This window comes from Pseudomonas sp. R2-37-08W (assembly GCF_003851705.1).
In the GTDB taxonomy this organism is placed as follows: Bacteria; Pseudomonadota; Gammaproteobacteria; order Pseudomonadales; family Pseudomonadaceae; genus Aquipseudomonas.
Genome location: NZ_CP027728.1, coordinates 2,006,427 through 2,022,719, shown reverse-complemented (window position 1 = coordinate 2,022,719; position 16,293 = coordinate 2,006,427). Strand labels below are relative to the sequence as shown.

General features: G+C 60.3%; 15 protein-coding genes and 4 tRNA genes. 6 read left to right on the top strand and 13 right to left on the bottom strand.

Going from position 1 to position 16,293, the window contains the following annotated elements:
• The first annotated feature begins 13 nt into the window (after positions 1-13).
• Positions 14-1,777, top strand: a complete 1,764-nt coding sequence (locus tag C4J93_RS09460) for a bifunctional diguanylate cyclase/phosphodiesterase (RefSeq protein ID WP_124429176.1) — start codon at positions 14-16, stop codon at positions 1,775-1,777.
• Here the strand turns inward: C4J93_RS09460 and C4J93_RS09455 are convergent.
• The 4 genes from C4J93_RS09455 to C4J93_RS09440 all read right to left on the bottom strand — a co-directional run bounded on the left by C4J93_RS09455 (position 1,774) and on the right by C4J93_RS09440 (position 4,119).
• Positions 1,774-2,145 carry a hypothetical protein gene (locus C4J93_RS09455; protein ID WP_005786715.1) on the bottom strand — a complete coding sequence of 124 codons (372 nt, stop codon included), beginning with the start codon at positions 2,143-2,145 and terminating at the stop codon, positions 1,774-1,776. The genes C4J93_RS09460 and C4J93_RS09455 overlap by 4 nt on opposite strands.
• A complete protein-coding gene (locus tag C4J93_RS09450; protein ID WP_124429175.1) occupies positions 2,142-2,480 on the bottom strand; it encodes a helix-turn-helix transcriptional regulator in 339 nt (112 codons plus the stop codon). Before C4J93_RS09450 ends, C4J93_RS09455 begins: the two co-directional genes overlap by 4 nt.
• Before the next feature lie 96 nt (positions 2,481-2,576).
• Complete coding sequence (locus tag C4J93_RS09445) at positions 2,577-3,032, bottom strand: YkvA family protein (RefSeq protein ID WP_124362037.1); 456 nt, start codon at positions 3,030-3,032, stop codon at positions 2,577-2,579.
• 346 nt (positions 3,033-3,378) lie between these two features.
• The gene (locus tag C4J93_RS09440; RefSeq protein WP_124429174.1) at positions 3,379-4,119 is read right to left on the bottom strand and encodes an FKBP-type peptidyl-prolyl cis-trans isomerase; all 741 of its coding nucleotides are present in this window, start codon (positions 4,117-4,119) and stop codon (positions 3,379-3,381) included.
• 245 nt (positions 4,120-4,364) lie between these two features.
• On the opposite strand from C4J93_RS09440, the gene C4J93_RS09435 reads away from it, so the two are divergent.
• The 3 genes from C4J93_RS09435 to C4J93_RS09425 are packed head-to-tail and all read left to right on the top strand — an operon-like array spanning position 4,365 to position 8,216.
• Positions 4,365-6,173: a cytochrome c gene (locus C4J93_RS09435; protein WP_124429173.1), complete on the top strand. Its 1,809-nt coding sequence runs from the start codon at positions 4,365-4,367 to the stop codon at positions 6,171-6,173.
• A 29-nt stretch (positions 6,174-6,202) separates the two neighbouring features.
• Positions 6,203-7,336, top strand: a complete 1,134-nt coding sequence (locus tag C4J93_RS09430) for a catalase family protein (protein ID WP_372238163.1) — start codon at positions 6,203-6,205, stop codon at positions 7,334-7,336.
• 13 nt (positions 7,337-7,349) lie between these two features.
• Positions 7,350-8,216: a GNAT family N-acetyltransferase gene (locus C4J93_RS09425; protein ID WP_177413529.1), complete on the top strand. Its 867-nt coding sequence runs from the start codon at positions 7,350-7,352 to the stop codon at positions 8,214-8,216.
• 59 nt (positions 8,217-8,275) lie between these two features.
• On the opposite strand, the gene C4J93_RS09420 is transcribed toward C4J93_RS09425, so the two are convergent.
• The 9 genes from C4J93_RS09420 to C4J93_RS09380 form a co-directional block, all read right to left on the bottom strand.
• Entirely contained in the window at positions 8,276-9,592 is a 1,317-nt protein-coding gene (locus tag C4J93_RS09420; protein ID WP_124429171.1) for an MFS transporter, read from the bottom strand.
• A gap of 66 nt (positions 9,593-9,658) precedes the next feature.
• Entirely contained in the window at positions 9,659-10,183 is a 525-nt protein-coding gene (locus tag C4J93_RS09415) for a gamma carbonic anhydrase family protein (protein WP_124429170.1), read from the bottom strand.
• A gap of 12 nt (positions 10,184-10,195) precedes the next feature.
• Positions 10,196-11,386, bottom strand: coding sequence for a CaiB/BaiF CoA-transferase family protein (locus tag C4J93_RS09410; RefSeq protein WP_124429169.1), 1,191 nt, complete (start codon positions 11,384-11,386; stop codon positions 10,196-10,198).
• A 25-nt stretch (positions 11,387-11,411) separates the two neighbouring features.
• Positions 11,412-12,341 carry a hydroxymethylglutaryl-CoA lyase gene (locus C4J93_RS09405; RefSeq protein ID WP_124429168.1) on the bottom strand — a complete coding sequence of 310 codons (930 nt, stop codon included), beginning with the start codon at positions 12,339-12,341 and terminating at the stop codon, positions 11,412-11,414.
• Positions 12,342-12,448: 107 nt separating this feature from the next.
• Entirely contained in the window at positions 12,449-13,360 is a 912-nt protein-coding gene (locus C4J93_RS09400) for a LysR family transcriptional regulator (RefSeq protein ID WP_124370206.1), read from the bottom strand.
• A 158-nt stretch (positions 13,361-13,518) separates the two neighbouring features.
• Positions 13,519-13,595: transfer RNA gene (locus tag C4J93_RS09395), tRNA-Asp, on the bottom strand.
• Between the two features lie 19 nt (positions 13,596-13,614).
• Positions 13,615-13,690: transfer RNA gene (locus tag C4J93_RS09390), tRNA-Val, on the bottom strand.
• Positions 13,691-13,867: 177 nt separating this feature from the next.
• Positions 13,868-13,944, bottom strand: a tRNA-Asp gene (locus C4J93_RS09385).
• A gap of 19 nt (positions 13,945-13,963) precedes the next feature.
• Positions 13,964-14,039 (bottom strand) — tRNA-Val (locus tag C4J93_RS09380).
• Between the two features lie 158 nt (positions 14,040-14,197).
• Between C4J93_RS09380 and rdgC the strand changes: the two genes are divergently transcribed.
• Together rdgC and C4J93_RS09370 are read left to right on the top strand one after the other, a co-directional pair.
• A complete protein-coding gene (gene rdgC / locus C4J93_RS09375) occupies positions 14,198-15,118 on the top strand; it encodes a recombination-associated protein RdgC (RefSeq protein WP_124357762.1) in 921 nt (306 codons plus the stop codon).
• A gap of 147 nt (positions 15,119-15,265) precedes the next feature.
• Entirely contained in the window at positions 15,266-16,231 is a 966-nt protein-coding gene (locus tag C4J93_RS09370; RefSeq protein WP_124429166.1) for a bile acid:sodium symporter family protein, read from the top strand.
• Positions 16,232-16,293: the final 62 nt, after the last annotated feature.

The window sequence follows — 16,293 nt, the reverse complement described above, 5'->3', positions numbered from 1 at the left end:
GCTCGAGATTGCCATGACCATGACCGAACAGCTGGATGCACTGGGCTCTATCCTGGCTCAAGGCAGTTTGCACAGCCTGTTCCAACCCATCATCCGCTTGTCTGAACGGCGCGTTCTCGGCTACGAGGCCCTCAGTCGCGGCCCGTCCAACAGCCCGCTGCATTCCCCCGTCGCGCTGTTCTCCATCGCCAGCCATGCCGGGCGCCTGAGCGAACTGGAAATGGCCTGCCGTGCGAGCGCCTGCCGACGCTTCAGCGAACAAAAGCTGCCGGGCAAGCTGTTTCTCAATATCTCGCCGGAATCCCTGATGGAGACGGCGCACCAACCGGAACGTACGCTGCAGCTGCTACGCGACTTCGGGATTGCCCCCAGCCAGGTGGTGATCGAACTCACCGAACAAACCCCCACTGATGATTTCCAGCTGTTGCAGACCGCGTTGCATCATTATCGCGACATGGGCTTTGCCATCGCCCTGGATGACCTGGGCGCCGGTTACTCCAGCCTGCGGTTGTGGTCGGAGCTGCGCCCGGATTATGTGAAGATTGATCGGCACTTTATCGACGGCATTCACCAGGACGCTCTCAAGCGCGAATTCGTCGGCTCGATCATGCAGATCGCCAAGGCATCCCGCGCCCAAGTGATCGCCGAAGGGATCGAACTGCCGGAAGAGTTGGCGGTATTGACGGACATGGGCGTCGATCTGGTCCAGGGCTACCTGCTTTGCCGGCCCCAGGAACAGCCGCCGCAAGAAGCACGCTTGATGCTGCCCAAGCCGGATAACGCCAATATCGCCCTCAGTGAAGAAGGCAGTGACCTGAGCGCCCTGCTCAATGAACAGCCGGCGGTGGACCAAAACACCGCAACCGCCCAGGTTCTCGAATCCTTCCGCCGCCAGGCCAATCTCAACTCACTGGCGGTGCTCGATAGCCGCGGCCACCCGGTCGGCATTGTGCATCGACACTCGCTGTCGGACGCGCTGCTCAAACCCTTCGCTACCGACCTGTTCGCCCGCAAACCCATCAGCCGCCTGATGAGCGACGACTTCCTGGCAGTCGAGTTGAGCCAGTCCCTGCAGCAGGTCAGCCGCTTACTGACCAGCCGCGCGCGGCAACGCATTGAAGAAGATTTCATCATTACCTTGAACGGTGATTATCTGGGGCTGGGCCGGGTCATCGATGTGCTCAAGCTGATCACCGAGCTGAAAATCCAGCAGGCGCGTTACGCCAACCCGCTCACCCTGCTACCGGGCAACGTGCCGATCCAGCAGTGCTTGACGCGTCTGTTGCAGCAGCAGCGTGAATCGGTGATCTGCTACGTGGATATCGACAGCTTCAAGCCGTTCAACGATATCTACGGTTATGGTCGCGGGGATGAGGTGCTGTTGTGCCTGGCGCAGTGCCTGAACGACCGGGTCGATCCCAGCCGCGACTTTGTCGGGCATATCGGTGGCGATGACTTTTTACTGGTGCTGGGCCCACAGGACTGGCGCAAACGCCTCAATCAACTGCTGGATGACTTTCACACCCAATGCCGGCGCTTCTACCGCGCCGAGCACCTCGATGCCGGCTGCTTCGTCGCACTAAACCGCCAGGGCGTACGCCAGGAGTTCGCATTGCTTTCACTGTCGATTGGGGTGGTGCATTTGTATCCACAGGCCTGTGCGCAACTCGATGCCAGCCAGTTGGCGGAGCTGGCGTCGCAGGCCAAGCACCATGCCAAAGCAGTGGCCGGCTACAGCATCCATGTGATCGACAGCCTGGACCTGCTGCCCGCTTAGGCTTCGGCGGATTCCGGGTACTCGTACTCGAACACCCGCACCACCTCCGAAGCGTGCCAGGAGGCGGCGGCCACGCCGTCGGAAGGCCCGCTGAAACGCCCCAGGCGCTCCACACATTCAAAGAACCCCGTACGCGGCAAGCGGCTGGCGCCCTGGCTGATCACCAGCGAGCTGCGCAGCGGCTGCTCGGCCTTGGCGTCCAGCGCCGCCAGGTGCTCCAGGGCGGCGGCCAGGGTCTGCATCGCCGGCGTCGGGAACTGCAAGCGCTCGAGCAGCGCACGGTAGGTCAGCAGATGGCGCTGGCGGCGTGCCTGGTCCAGTTCGTTGAGTAACCCATCCCAATGTTGACGGCTGATACGTAAGCTCACGATTCTTCCCTCCAACCTGCAACGCCCAATTCCCAGGCCAGGCTGCGGCGAATGGCGGCATCCGGCTGGCGTTCACCCGTTTCAATCAAACCGAGGTACGAAGGGCTGATACCCACCGTGCGCGCCAGGGTTTCGATGGCCAGGCCCTTGGCTTCACGCAGGCCGCGCAGGGCTGCGAGCGGGTGCAGGTCCTGGTCGGTGACAGTGGGTGCGGCAGGGGAGGAAGCGAATGTGGGGGGTTGCTGACCGGCCGCTTTTAGCAGCGCCTGGTACTGGTCCCATGGCAACACCGCATATTCGGGTTCGCCATTGCGTGAAATGATCTGGATATCCATGACTGCCCCGTAGGATAAAAACACTTACTAAGTAAGTTCTTTCCTTAGAAGTGTAATCCTAACAGCCACAGAGGTCGCAGAGGATAGTCAATAGCATTAGTTTTTTTGCGGATTTTCCCGGGCGAGCAGCTCGGGCGTGGCGGGCAGGCGCTCGACCACGGCCAGCTTTTCCGGGCGCTGCGCGTCACGCCAGGCACGAAACGCGCTCAGCTCGCCGCTCAGGGTCTTCATGACCCATGCCAGCACGGCGATGTCATCGAGCATGCCGAACATTGGGATAAAGTCCGGGATCGCGTCAATCGGACTGAGGAAGTACATCAGCCCCGCCACCACCGAGATCAACGCCTTGGGGCTGATCGCCCGATACTCGCCGCGCCAGTAAGCCAGGCACAGGGCCTGGAGCAACTTGAGATCATCCTTGAGCTGGCCCAGGCGATTGCCCTGGCTTGAGCCCTTGGCAGCGACAGCGAACAGCAGCGTTGGCAAACGGCCACGCCCGAGCAGACGTGCGGCCATGGGCAGGAAGCGGGTGAAATTGAAGGGTGGTTTCATGTGTCACTCCAGTTCCATACGACAGAAAGGTTATCCACACAAATTGTGGATAACCTTGTGAACAGAGCCTTTTTTCCTGGCTGAAAGCCACGGACTACAAGGCTTGCAGTCAGATCGGGCGTTTTTTGCGCACATCAAAAAAACCCAAGATTTCATTGACTTGGCAGGCGTGTGCGGCTACCCGTGCTCGAGTTTTATATCAGACTGCTTCAGGTTGCGGACGTTCGTTTGGATTTGCCGTGGCGTCGTGCGGCAGCTGGCGAGCCTCGCAGGAGGTTTGCAACGCCTCAAACCCCATAAACGACAACGCCCCGTCGAAACGGGGCGTTGTCTGTTCAAGCGCCGATTACTTCTTGGCGGCAGGTGCAGCAGGTGCGGCAGCGGCTTCAGCCTTGGCTGGGTCCTTGATGGCCAGCAGCTCCAGGTCGAATACCAGCACGGAGTTGGCTGGAATCGTCGGGCTCGGGCTCTGTGCGCCGTAAGCCAGGTCGGACGGAATGTACAGCTCGACCTTCTCGCCCACGTGCATCAGTTGCAGGCCTTCGACCCAACCTGGGATCACGCCGCTGACCGGCAGGTCAATCGGGCTGCCACGGTCCACGGAGCTGTCAAAGGTGGTGCCGTTGGTGAGCTTGCCGGTGTAGTGAACAGTCACCACGTCGGTCGGCTTGGGCTGGGCGCCGTCGGCTTTCTTGACGATCTTGTACTGCAGACCGGAAGCGGTGGTGACGACGCCGTCTTTCTTGGCGTTGTCTTCGAGGAATTTCTTGCCGGCTGCCGCCGACTCTTCGCTCATTTTGGTCATGCGTTCTTCAGCGCGCTTTTGCAGCGCGGCAAAGGCCTCAACCAGTTCGTCGTCCTTGAGCTTCTGCTCTTTCTTGCCGACCGCATCTTCAATGCCTTGGGCTACCGCTTTGGAGTCCAGGTCATCCATGCCTTCCTGGGCAAGGCTTTTGCCCATGTTCAGGCCGATGCCGTAGGAAGCTTTTTGCGCCGGGGTTTTCAGCTCTACGCTGGTCTGCGAATCACAACCCGCAAGTACCAGGCTAACCAGGGCCACCGCCGCCGCCAACCGATGCTGTTTCATGCTATTTCCTTGTTCATGCGCCAAAAGGGCATTCGAATAAAGTCGCGAGCTTATCAGGCGGCCACGACCAATGGCTACCGGCATGTGAGCAGGAAACGTCTGATAAGTTCACGTGTTTAAAAGCATTTCATCCATGATGAAGGCCCGCGACGGATCGTGGGACGGCCACTACCAGGCTCATGGCCACTTGCCGCACCCTTGGCGTAGTGGCATAACAACGTGATAACTCGACAAGGATAGTTAACTTGCGCATTTTTTCCCGTGTATTGCTCGTGATCCTCACAGCCCTGGGCCTGATTCTGGCCGTGGTGCTCTACTACATCGTCAACCCCAAGCTGCCGGATTACGTGCCCGTGGAGCAGGTGCACTACCAGGATCAATGGAGCGCCGCCGACCGCCAGACCTATTACTTCACACCCCAGGGCACCCAGGTCAAAGGCCTGCACTACGACTGGTTCAGCGCCCTGGAACTGCCGTTTTCCGAGCGCCGTTTTGCCACGCCTGAGTACCTGGCCCGTTTCGGTTTCCTGGTCGACCCCAAGCAAGTGCCCACCACGCAAAACCCCGGCAACCTGCCTGTAGGTTTCGCCCGGCATAAAAATGCCGGCAGCGACGTTGAATACCTGGATATCACCTGCGCCGCCTGCCACACCGGTGAGTTGCACTTCAAGGGCCAGGCCCTGCGCATCGACGGCGGCTCAGCCCAGCATGTGCTGCCGTCAAGCGTGCCGACCTTGCGCGGAGGCAGTTTCGGCCAGGCCTTGGTCGCCAGCCTTGCGGCGACTTATTACAGCCCATGGAAGTTCGAGCGCTTCGCCCGCCAGGTCCTGGGCGACCGCTACGAAGCCGAGCACAGCCAACTGCGCCGGGACTTCAAACAGTCGCTGAACAGGTTCCTCAAGGTCGCCTGGAACGATACCCACCGTGGCCTCTACCCCACCGAAGAAGGACCGGGGCGCACCGACGCCTTCGGCCGCATCGCCAATGCCAGCTTCGGCGATGCCATTTCGCCGCAGAACTACCGCATCGCCAACGCCCCGGTGGACTACCCGCAGCTGTGGGATATCTGGACCTTCGACTGGGTGCAATGGAACGGTTCGGCCCAGCAACCCATGGCACGCAATATCGGTGAAGCCCTCGGCGTGGGCGCGACCCTGGACTTCTTCGACGCTGCCGGCCAGCCTTTGCAGGGCGACGCGCGCTACCCGTCCAGCGTACGCGTGCGTGATCTGAACCTGATCGAAGAAACCTTGCAGCGCCTCAAGGCGCCCACCTGGCCCGAAGACCTGTTCGGCGCCATCGACAAACCGCTCGCCGCTCGAGGCCGCGCACTGTTCGCGGAAAACTGCGCCGGTTGCCACGTGCCCAGCGCCATCGCGGACAAAGGTCGCCCGGTGCAACAATTGAAGATGCTGGCGGTGGACTACATCGGCACCGACCCCAACACCGCCAACAACATTGCCGACCAGCGCTACGACCTCAGCGCCCTGCAATGGGATCCAGCGGAACTGGCCACGCTCAATGTGCAGCTGCACCCCACACCAACCAAGCCACTGGACCCCAAACACCTGTCCGTGGCCCAGGGCCTGGCATATGTCACCGCGCTCGTTGAAGAACACGCCTACCGCGCCGCAGGCGTGACTCCTGCCGAACGCCCCGGCCTGGATGGGTTTGGCCTGCCCATCGGGGTCAGGGAATTACGTGCTTACAAAGCCCGGCCGTTGGCGGGCGTGTGGGCCACCCCGCCGTTCCTGCACAACGGTTCCGTGCCGACGATTTACCAGTTGCTTTCACCCCAGGATGAACGCAGCAGCACCTTCTATAAAGGCACGTTCAACTATGATCCGCGCCATCTCGGCTTTGAGACCGACGCGTTCAAGAATGCCTTTGTGTTCGATACCAAAATTACCGGCAACCACAACAGCGGCCACGAATTCCGTGCCGGCCAGCGTGGCAACGGCGTGATCGGCCGGGGCTTGCTCCCCGAAGAACGCTGGGCGCTGCTGGAATACCTCAAAGTGCTGGGCGGCCCGCTGGAGCAACAGTTGCCATGATGATCCGATCACCCCACAAGGAATCCTCCATGCTCGCGCGTATCTGGCTGCGTCTCGGCGCCTTCGTTGGCAAAACACTGCTGTGGCTGGTGGGCCTGGGCTTGCTGGTATGGCTGGCCGCGAGCCTGTGGTTCGCCTGGCAGCACAGCGGCCCGGTGTCGCCGGACGAACAGATCCCTCCAGGTGAAGCCGCCATGACCCAGGGCATCATTCAGACGGCGGTACGCATCGTCGACCAGCACCGCGAAGGCACGCGCTACCTGCGCGATGCCCATGCCAAGGCCCACGGCTGTGTGAAAGCCGAAGTCAGCGTGCTGGCCGACCTCGACCCGGCCTTGCGCCAGGGTGTATTCGCCGAGCCGGGCAAGACCTGGCATGCGACGATGCGCTTGTCCAACGGCAACGCGTACCCGCAATTCGACAGCATCCGCGATGCCCGCGGCATGGCCATCAAACTGCTGGATGTACCGGGCAAACAGCTGATGGCCGATCAGCAAGCGCGCACGGAACAGGACTTCGTGATGTTCAGCCACCCGAACTTCTTTGTCAGCGATGTGGCCGAATATGCGCAGAACATCGGGGCCCAGGCGGATGGCAAGAAAGCGCTGGCGTTCTTCCCCAAGGCCGACCCACGCACCTGGCAGATACGTCACCTGTTCATCGCCCTGGCAACCCTCGCCCCCGCCCCGGCCAGCCCGACGCAGACCACCTACTTTTCGGTTTCGCCTTATAAGTTCGGTGCGGCCAACGCCAAGTTCCGCGTCGCCCCCGACCCGCAAAGCTGCCCGGAATATACGTTGCCCAAACAGAACCTGGACCTGCCGAACTTCCTGCGCAGCGCCCTGAACCAGCAGCTCTCCACCGACCGCGTACCGGCGTGCTTCGTGTTGCAGATCCAGCGACAGAACCCGCAGACATTCATGCCCATCGAAGACACCAGCATCGAATGGAAGGAAAGCGACGCCCCTTTTGAAACCGTGGCCAAGGTGCGGGTTCCGGCGCAGGACTTCGACACGCCCGCGCTGAATCTCGCCTGTGACAACCAGTCATTCAACCCCTGGTTCGGCGTGGAAGAACACCGCCCCATCGGCGGCATCAACCGCCTGCGCAAGGCGGTGTACGAGGCCGTCAGCGATTATCGCCACAGCCGCAACGCACCGTAGGCTCGGAGCCTGCATGCCAGCAGAGGAAACCGATGTGAGTTGCGCTTACCTGTATCGCCCGGCAACCGCCGCCGACATGCCCGCCGCCCATGCACTGTCCGTGCACCTCAAATGGCCGCACCGCGAGGAAGACTGGGCGATGGTGCAGCGCACATCCGAAGGCTTCGTCGCCGAACAGGACGGTGTCTTGGCGGGCGTTGCATTCGCCTGCCATCAGGGGGCCTATTCGTTCATCGGACTGGTGATCGTCAGTCATCAGCACCAGCGCAAAGGCATCGGGCGTCGCTTGATGAATCTGTGCCTGGACAGCGTGGGCCCGCGCACGCCGATCCTCAATGCCACTGAGTCAGGCGCGCCGCTGTACGCCAGCATGGGGTTCGTTGAATTTGCACGGATTCAGCAACATCAGGGCGTGCCGCAGACGCCGGAGCCCCTACCCGAGACCCGCCACGCGCAATGTCGCGTACTGAACCGGGCCGACTACCCCAAGGTAATCGAACTGGCCAATGCCGCCAGTGGCCTGGACCGCACCGGTGTACTCAACGACCTGCTGCCGACGGCCGAGCACGTGGTGGGCATCGAGGTAGAGGGGCACCTGCAAGGGTGCGCCCTGCTGCGCCAATTTGGTCGCGGCCACCTCATTGGCCCCGTCGTCGCGCAACACCCGGAGCAGGCCCGACACTTGATCACTCACCTTCTTCGGTTGATCCCGGGTGCGTTCGTGCGTTTCGATATTCCCACCGCATGCGGGTTGGCCGACTGGCTGGAAAACCTGGGGCTGCCCTGCGTGGATAACGCGCCACGGATGGTGCGCGGTGTGCCGCCCCGATCAAGCGCCGGGGTCACCGAGTTTGCGCTGGTGACCCAGGCGATCGGCTGAAGCACAAAGCCTGCCGGGCGGATTCAGCGGACCATCCCTTGCAGGATTGAATAACGGGGTCAGGCCCCGGGATTCTTGACGTAACGCAGGACCACGAAACCAGCGACCAGAATCAGCGGTGCGATGGAGAGCATGCCCATGTAGGTAGAGCCGGTCAGATCATTGATTTTCCCCACCATCACCGGGGCAACCATACCGCTCAGTTGACCGATGGAGTTGATCGCCGCAGTCCCCGTGGCGATCGCCAGTCCCGAAAAGGTCGATTGCGGGATGGTCCAGAAAATCGGGATCGCAATAAAGGTACCCGCAGTAGCGAGTACGAGCGCTGCCATCATGGCCCAGGATGAATCCGAGAACAGGCAAGCCAACAGATAGCCGACGGCTGCCGCCAACAGGCACAGAACAAGGTAAGTCTTGCGCTCACCCGTACGATCGGAACGCCGGGTCAGCCATATCATGCCGATACAGGCCACGATGTAAGGCAGCGCCGAAAGCATCCCTATCCAGAATAGACTCTGTACACCGGACGACTTGATCAGGTGCGGCATCCAGAAGTTGAGGCCATAAGAAGCTGTCTTGATCACAAAGTAGATGAACGCCATGATCGCGACTTCCCGGGTCAGCAACACACGCCACAAGGACCCCAATACCGGCTTATCGTTGACTTTGTCATGCGCCAGGTTCGCCGCCAGCAGATCCTTCTCGCTACGGCTTAACCATTTGGCCGATTCGATGTCTCGGTCCAGCTTCCACAGCACTAGCAGGCCGAGCACCACACAGGGCAGTCCGGACATCAGGAACAGCCAGTGCCAGCCAGCCAGACCGAACACGCCGTCCATCGTGCCCAACAGGATTCCCGCCGCTGGCCCCCCGACCGCGCCTGCCAGAGGGACAGCGAGGAACCAGAGGCCATTCATCTTCGCCAGGTGCTTCTTGGGAAACCAGCACGCCAGGTAGAACAGGATCGCCGGGCCAAAACCGGCTTCCATAACGCCAATCAGAAAACGCAGGAAGTACAGGGTGTATTGCGTGTAGGCGAACATTAACGCCGCCGTTGCCAACCCCCAGGAGATCATGATCCGGCAGATCCAGGCAGGCGCGCCATAGCGCTTGAGCCCCAGGCTGCTGGGGACTTCAAATAGTACGTAGCCGAAAAAGAACATGCTCGCGGCCAGGCCGTACGCCGCGTCGGACAAACCCAATTCTTGCTGCATCTGGGTCTTGGCGAAGCTGATGTTGATCCGGTCAAAATAGGAAAAGAGAAAGCAGATAATGGCCAGCGGCATGATGCGCCAGGCCACACGCCGGTAGAGCAGCAGCTCATTGATTGTTTCTGCGTTGCGCGCAAGCGCGATCTCGCCAGTCATGGCAACCATGATGTTTCTCCATTGTTGTAATTATTGGAGAGAGGCAAGGCTCTTGAGGAACCCTGCTCAATGGGTTCAGCCGATCAGAATAAGTTTGGCCTTGTAAGCCTGACCTTTGACGACATAGTCGGCGGCGTTTCGATGCATGCCGGCAATTGCTTCAGGTGTCAGTTCGCGCACGACTTTGGCAGGTGCGCCGAGAATAAGTGAGTTGTCCGGGAACACCTTGCCTTCGGTGACAACCGCCCCGGCGCCGACCAGGCAATTGCTGCCGATGACCGCGCCATTGAGCACAACAGCCTGAATCCCGATCAGCGCTCCGTCGCCGACGGTGCAACCGTGCAACATGGCCTGGTGGCCGATAGTGACGCCCTCGCCCACCGTCAGCGCAAATCCCGGATCGGCATGCAGCACCGCCCCCTCCTGCACATTGCTGTGCTGACCGATGTGAATCGGCTCGTTGTCACCCCGCAGAACAGCCTGCGGCCAGACACTGACGCCCTGCGCCAGCGTGACATTGCCGATGACGGTAGCGTCTTGCGCGATGAAAGTTTCGGCGTGAATGACAGGAATAAGGGTGTCGTATTGATAAATAGCCATGGCAGTTCTTCCTCAAGGCTGAGCGTCGGTTTTCAGGACACCGGCGGCACACAGCTCGGCAATGTGTTCGTCGCTGTAGCCCAGTTCACGCATGACGTTGTGGGTGTGCTCGCCGATGCGTGGGATAGATCGACGGGGTTGCAGTCGCTCACCATCCAGGGACAACGGCAGCAGTGGCATGGCGGTGAACGATCCGTCTTCAAGTTCAAGATTTGCCAGGCCACCGCTGTGCAGCAGATGAGGATCCTCGAACAGTTCCTCGGGCCGTCGAATCGGAGCAAACGGAATACTGTTGGCCTCAAGTTCCAGGGCCAGCGCTTGAGCGTCCATGCTGGCAAAGACTTCAGCCAAGTGAGCCAGCAGACGTGGCCGCTGCAGCACGCGATCATTGTTGGTAGCAAGGGTCTGGTCATCCAGCAACGCGGTCTGGCCAAGCAATTGACACAGGGCGGTCCACTGACCTTCACCCGTGGCGGCGACGAACATCTGCTCCCCATTGGCAAACTCGAATACATCGTAAATGGCCCATGCACTGATACGGTTTGGCATCGGTGCAGCCGCTTGGCCGGTCACGGCGTATTGCTGCATATGCTGAGCAGCGAGCAATACGCAGTTTTCGTAAAGCGCGCTTTGCACCTCACGACCGACGCCGGTGAGATGACGATCGTTGAGCGCAGCAAGCACACCGATAGCACCGAACATGCCGCCCATGATGTCGTTCACCGAACTGCCGGCACGCAGAGGCCTGCCTACCGGGCCGGTCATATAGGCAAGGCCTGCCATCATTTGCACAACTTCATCCAGGGCCAGGCGATTGTCGTAGGGGCCGTTGAGAAAGCCTTTGTGCGAGGCGTAGATAATGCGCGGGTTACGCGCTCGAATCGCCGCGTAACCGAAGCCGAGCTCGCTCATGCGGCCGGGCTTGAAATTCTCGATGAATACGTCAGCGGTATCGATCAGCTCCAGTACCGCATCTCGTCCTTGTTGAGTATTGACGTCGATGGCGATGCACTGTTTGTTGCGGTTGAACGTGCGAAAAAAACCGGCACCGGCGCCTAGCAGACGGCGTGTACCGTCGCCACGGATCGGTTCAATCTTGATCACCTCGGCACCGAGGTCACCCAGGATCATTCCGCAGGTCGGGCCCATCACCATGTGAGAAATTTCAACGACACGAATGCCGTCCAATGGAAGCCTGGACATTAGGGTTCTCCTTGATCTGGCAGGTTCAGAAGCGACCGGCGACTGATGCGTAATTGAGTGGCAGGCCAGCTCGTGCAATGCAGCCGTAGAGCGTCTCGTGCGGCAGTGCTTCGCTGAGCACATGGCGGGAAGCGATCAGGGCTGCCAGGTCGATGCCCGTCTGGTAGCCCATGCTTTGCAGCATGAACACCAAGTCTTCTGTAACCGTATTGCCGGATGCACCTGGTGCAAACGGACACCCGCCCAATCCGGCCAGTGACGAGTCGAGTTCGGTGATACCTTGCTGAACGGCGACCAGGCTATTGGCAAGCGCCAGGCCTCGAGTGTCGTGGAAGTGCGCGGCCCTGAGCTTGTCACCTGCGATGGCGCGAACCGCCTGCAAGGTGGTCGCCACCTGGCCGGGATTGGCGTAGCCCGTGGTGTCTCCCAGGGACACCAGATCGCAGCCGGCTTGCAACACATGCCCGGTCAACGCGCAGAGATCGCTCAATGGCACATCACCTTGGCGGGTACAGCCGAAGGCCACGGACATGCCGGCAATCACTTGAACGTTGTGCAAGCCGGATTCAGTACGCAACTGGCACATTCGCGCCAGCTCTTCGACCATTTCCAACGGAGTCCGGCGCACATTGGCCAGGCTGTGGGCTGCGCTGACGGACACGGGCGCAATGATACGGTGCGCGCCGGATTCCAGCGCATCGCGACAGCCGCGCAGGTTAGGCGCCAGGACCGTGACAACCAGATCCGGAAAACTCAAGGCATGGGCGACGACTGCTTTGGCATCGGCCATCTGCGGCAACAGTTTGGCGGGAACAAAGGACGCGACCTCCATGTACCGCACACCTGCGGCATAGGCGGCATCAATCCATTGTCGTTTGGCGGATGTCGGCATAGTGGCTTGAAGGCTTTGCAAACCATCACGCATGCCGACTTCGTTGATTGTTATTGTTGTCATGAAAAAAGCTCTCACAGGCTGAAGCGCACCTTCAGATTAGAGAGCCAGGGAGTCAGCAAAAAGACGTCATTTACGCGGTGATCCATCGCCAACGGCGACGGATACAGTCAGGTGCGGGACGCAAGCGATGTCGCGCGCAAAAGCAGATGGTCCAGCAATCGCCGGGCCGACAGCGAAAGTGCATCCCGGTCACGGACACAGATAACAAACTCACCCAATGCCCAATCGTCGGTCAGCGGGATGATCCGCAAGTCAAACAACCGCGCATACCGCTCCACTGCTTCCAGGGGGAATACGGCAAGTCCCAAGCCGAATTGCACCAGCCGAAAAGCTGCGTCAAATGACGACACATAGGAGCGAAACCGCAGCTCGTGGCCCTCCTTCGTCGCTTCACTGCGCATGAAGTTATTCAACGTGGCGAAAGCCGACAGCCCCAAGTGATCAAAGGCCAGGGTCTCTGCGAACGCAATATGAGTACGACCGGCCAGGGCATGGTTCGCCCCTACGACGACCGCCAGGTGATCCCGGCGATAGGGCAGAAATTCCAGATCGCCCACGGCCATTGATCGTCGACAAATACCTAAATCGGCATTGCCTTCGGCTACCCCGCGCACCACGTCGGGACTGAAACGCTCTTCGATGTCTGCCTGGATTCTTGGATGCTCGATCATGAAGTCCGACAGTTCCTCGGGCAGGAACTCCATGATTGATGAGATGTTTGCCAAGACCCGTACATGTCCTCGGGCGCCTTCAGCGTATTCGCTAAGCTCGCTATCGAGCCGCTCCATGGCCCGCGTCAGGGACCGAGCGTGCCGAAGTAGCGCCAACCCCGCCGGCGTCGGTTCGACCCCGCGCTTGCTGCGGTTCAGCAGCGGCGTACCAAACCGCGCCTCAATATCGGAAATACGTTTACTGACCGCCGACGGCGCAATGAATGCCCGCTCGCTGGCGCGTGCAATCGTGCCCTCTTCACAGACCAGAATGAACAAGTGCAAGGATAAGTGATCCAGGTGCTGCATGACGCCCCTCCCGTTGTTCTAACGACGCAGCTTAACCGTCTTATTAAAACCGTGGTTGGGGATGCAATTGCAGCGAAATTGTGCAGACGAAAAAAAGCCCGCTCAATGAGCGGGCTTCTTGTGGCGACCTGGCGTTCAGTGTTCCAGGTTACCGAATATGGCGCAGCGGACGGGACTCGAACCCGCGACCCCCGGCGTGACAGGCCGGTATTCTAACCGACTGAACTACCGCTGCGCGTAACACTTGAAGCGAATGGTGGGTGATGACGGGATCGAACCGCCGACCCTCTGCTTGTAAGGCAGATGCTCTCCCAGCTGAGCTAATCACCCTTCGTTTCGGTGTGGGCGCATCATACATCAAAAAATCGTAATGTCTTGATTTAAATGCAGTTTATTTAAAAAAAATTTACCGCACGACTTTTTGCCATATTTCGCACAATAAAAAGCCCGCTCAATGAGCGGGCTTCTTGTGGTGACCTGGCGTTCAGCGTTCCAGGTTACCGAATATGGCGCAGCGGACGGGACTCGAACCCGCGACCCCCGGCGTGACAGGCCGGTATTCTAACCGACTGAACTACCGCTGCGCGTAACACTTGAAGCGAATGGTGGGTGATGACGGGATCGAACCGCCGACCCTCTGCTTGTAAGGCAGATGCTCTCCCAGCTGAGCTAATCACCCTTCGTTTCGGTGTGGCGCGCATTCTACGGAGCGCCCCCAGGTCTGGCAAGCACTTTCTTAAATCTTTTTTTTCAGCCCTTCCAATGGCTTACGCAGGGTTGGCCTGGGGCGTGATCAAGAGAATAATGCCCCCTTTGTATAGAGGAGAGACTCACCCCATGTGGTTCAAGAACCTGCTTATCTATCGCCTGACCCAAGATCTGCCCGTTGATGCCGAGGCGTTGGAAGCGGCCATGGCCACCAAACTGGCGCGCCCGTGCGCAAGCCAGGAGTTGACGACTTACGGTTTCGTCGCGCCTTTCGGTAAAGGTGAAGACGCGCCCCTGGTGCACGTCAGCGGCGACTTCCTGCTGATTGCCGCACGCAAGGAAGAACGCATCCTGCCGGGCAGCGTGGTGCGCGATGCGGTTAAAGAGAAGGTCGAGGAAATCGAGGCCGAGCAAATGCGCAAGGTCTATAAAAAGGAACGCGACCAGATCAAGGATGAAATCATCCAGGCGTTCCTGCCGCGCGCCTTTATTCGTCGCTCGTCGACCTTCGCCGCCATCGCGCCGAAACAGGGCCTGATCCTGGTGAACTCGGCCAGCCCGAAACGCGCCGAAGACTTGCTTTCTACCTTGCGCGAAGTGATCGGCACCCTGCCCGTTCGCCCACTGACCGTGAAAACCGCACCGACGGCGATCATGACCGACTGGGTCACCACCCAGAAACCCGCCGACGACTTCTTCGTGCTCGACGAATGCGAACTGCGCGACACCCACGAAGACGGCGGCATCGTGCGCTGCAAGCGCCAGGACCTGACCGGCGAAGAAATCCAGCTGCACCTGACCACCGGTAAAGTCGTGACCCAATTGTCCCTGGCCTGGCAGGACAAGCTGTCCTTCATGCTCGACGACAAAATGACCGTCAAGCGCCTGAAGTTCGAAGACCTGCTGCAGGACCAGGCCGAACAGGACGGCGGCGACGAAGCCCTGGGGCAACTGGATGCCAGCTTTACCCTGATGATGCTGACCTTCGGCGAGTTCCTGCCAGCGCTGATCGAAGCACTCGGCGGTGAAGAGACGCCACAAGGCATCTAAGCCGGGTGAAGAGCGAAATGTGGGAGGGGGCTTGCTCCCGATGGCAGAGTGTCAGCCAACGTATCTTTGACTGAACCACCGCCATCGGGAGCAAGCCCCCTCCCACATTCGACCGCATTTACAAATTTCTATAACAAGGACTATCCCATGCGCGCACTCGCCGCCCTGAGCCGCTTCGTCGGCAATACCTTCGCCTACTGGGTGCTGATGTTCGCGGTGCTCGCCTTCCTCGAACCCGCGTGGTTCATCGGCCTGAAAAGCGCCATTGTGCCGTTGCTGGGCCTGGTGATGTTCGGCATGGGCCTGACCTTGAAACTTGAAGACTTCGCTGAGGTGGCCCGCCATCCCTGGCGCGTCGCCCTCGGCGTGGTCGCGCACTTTGTAATCATGCCGGGCGTGGCGTGGCTGTTGTGCCAGGTCTTTCACCTGCCGCCGGAAATTGCCGTCGGGGTGATTCTGGTCGGCTGCTGCCCGAGCGGCACTTCATCCAACGTGATGACCTGGCTGGCCCGTGGCGACCTGGCGCTGTCGGTGGCCATCGCTGCCGTCACCACCCTCCTCGCCCCGCTGCTCACGCCGGCGTTGATCTGGCTGCTGGCCTCGGCCTGGCTGCCGGTGTCGTTCATGGAGTTGTTCTGGTCGATCCTGCAAGTGGTGCTGCTGCCTATCGTGCTCGGGGTGGTCGCGCAGCGGCTGCTGGGGAGTCGAGTACGGCATGCGGTCGAGGTGCTGCCGCTGGTCTCGGTGGTCAGCATCGTGATCATCGTCGCCGCGGTGGTTGCCGCCAGCCAGGCGAAGATTGCCGAGTCGGGCCTGTTGATCATGGCGGTGGTGATGCTGCACAACAGCTTCGGCTATTTGCTCGGTTACTTCACCGGGCGACTGTTCAAGCTGCCCCTGGCCCAACGCAAGTCACTGGCGCTGGAAGTGGGTATGCAGAACTCCGGGCTCGGCGCCGCGCTGGCGAGCGCGCACTTCTCGCCGCTGGCGGCGGTGCCCAGTGCGCTGTTCAGCGTCTGGCACAATATTTCCGGGGCGTTGCTCTCGACCTACTTTCGCCGCATGAGCGAGAAGGAAGACCGCCGCGCGCTGGAGAACACCCCGCAAACTTGATCGTGGGGTGCATGTTCGGCACTCTAAGCGCTTCGCGGGGACGACCCCGCGACGCCAACGAG

Coding starts and splice junctions, on each gene's coding strand:
- C4J93_RS09445 (WP_124362037.1), bottom strand. CDS start 3,032: ATGAAACCACCCTTCAATTTCACCCGCTTCCTGCCCATGGCCGCACGT.
- C4J93_RS09460 (WP_124429176.1), top strand. CDS start 14: ATGACCATGACCGAACAGCTGGATGCACTGGGCTCTATCCTGGCTCAA.
- C4J93_RS09430 (WP_372238163.1), top strand. CDS start 6,203: ATGCTCGCGCGTATCTGGCTGCGTCTCGGCGCCTTCGTTGGCAAAACA.
- C4J93_RS09450 (WP_124429175.1), bottom strand. CDS start 2,480: ATGGATATCCAGATCATTTCACGCAATGGCGAACCCGAATATGCGGTG.
- C4J93_RS09405 (WP_124429168.1), bottom strand. CDS start 12,341: ATGACAACAATAACAATCAACGAAGTCGGCATGCGTGATGGTTTGCAA.
- C4J93_RS09420 (WP_124429171.1), bottom strand. CDS start 9,592: ATGGTTGCCATGACTGGCGAGATCGCGCTTGCGCGCAACGCAGAAACA.
- C4J93_RS09400 (WP_124370206.1), bottom strand. CDS start 13,360: ATGCAGCACCTGGATCACTTATCCTTGCACTTGTTCATTCTGGTCTGT.
- C4J93_RS09440 (WP_124429174.1), bottom strand. CDS start 4,119: ATGAAACAGCATCGGTTGGCGGCGGCGGTGGCCCTGGTTAGCCTGGTA.
- C4J93_RS09415 (WP_124429170.1), bottom strand. CDS start 10,183: ATGGCTATTTATCAATACGACACCCTTATTCCTGTCATTCACGCCGAA.
- C4J93_RS09425 (WP_177413529.1), top strand. CDS start 7,350: ATGCCAGCAGAGGAAACCGATGTGAGTTGCGCTTACCTGTATCGCCCG.
- rdgC (WP_124357762.1), top strand. CDS start 14,198: ATGTGGTTCAAGAACCTGCTTATCTATCGCCTGACCCAAGATCTGCCC.
- C4J93_RS09410 (WP_124429169.1), bottom strand. CDS start 11,386: ATGTCCAGGCTTCCATTGGACGGCATTCGTGTCGTTGAAATTTCTCAC.
- C4J93_RS09370 (WP_124429166.1), top strand. CDS start 15,266: ATGCGCGCACTCGCCGCCCTGAGCCGCTTCGTCGGCAATACCTTCGCC.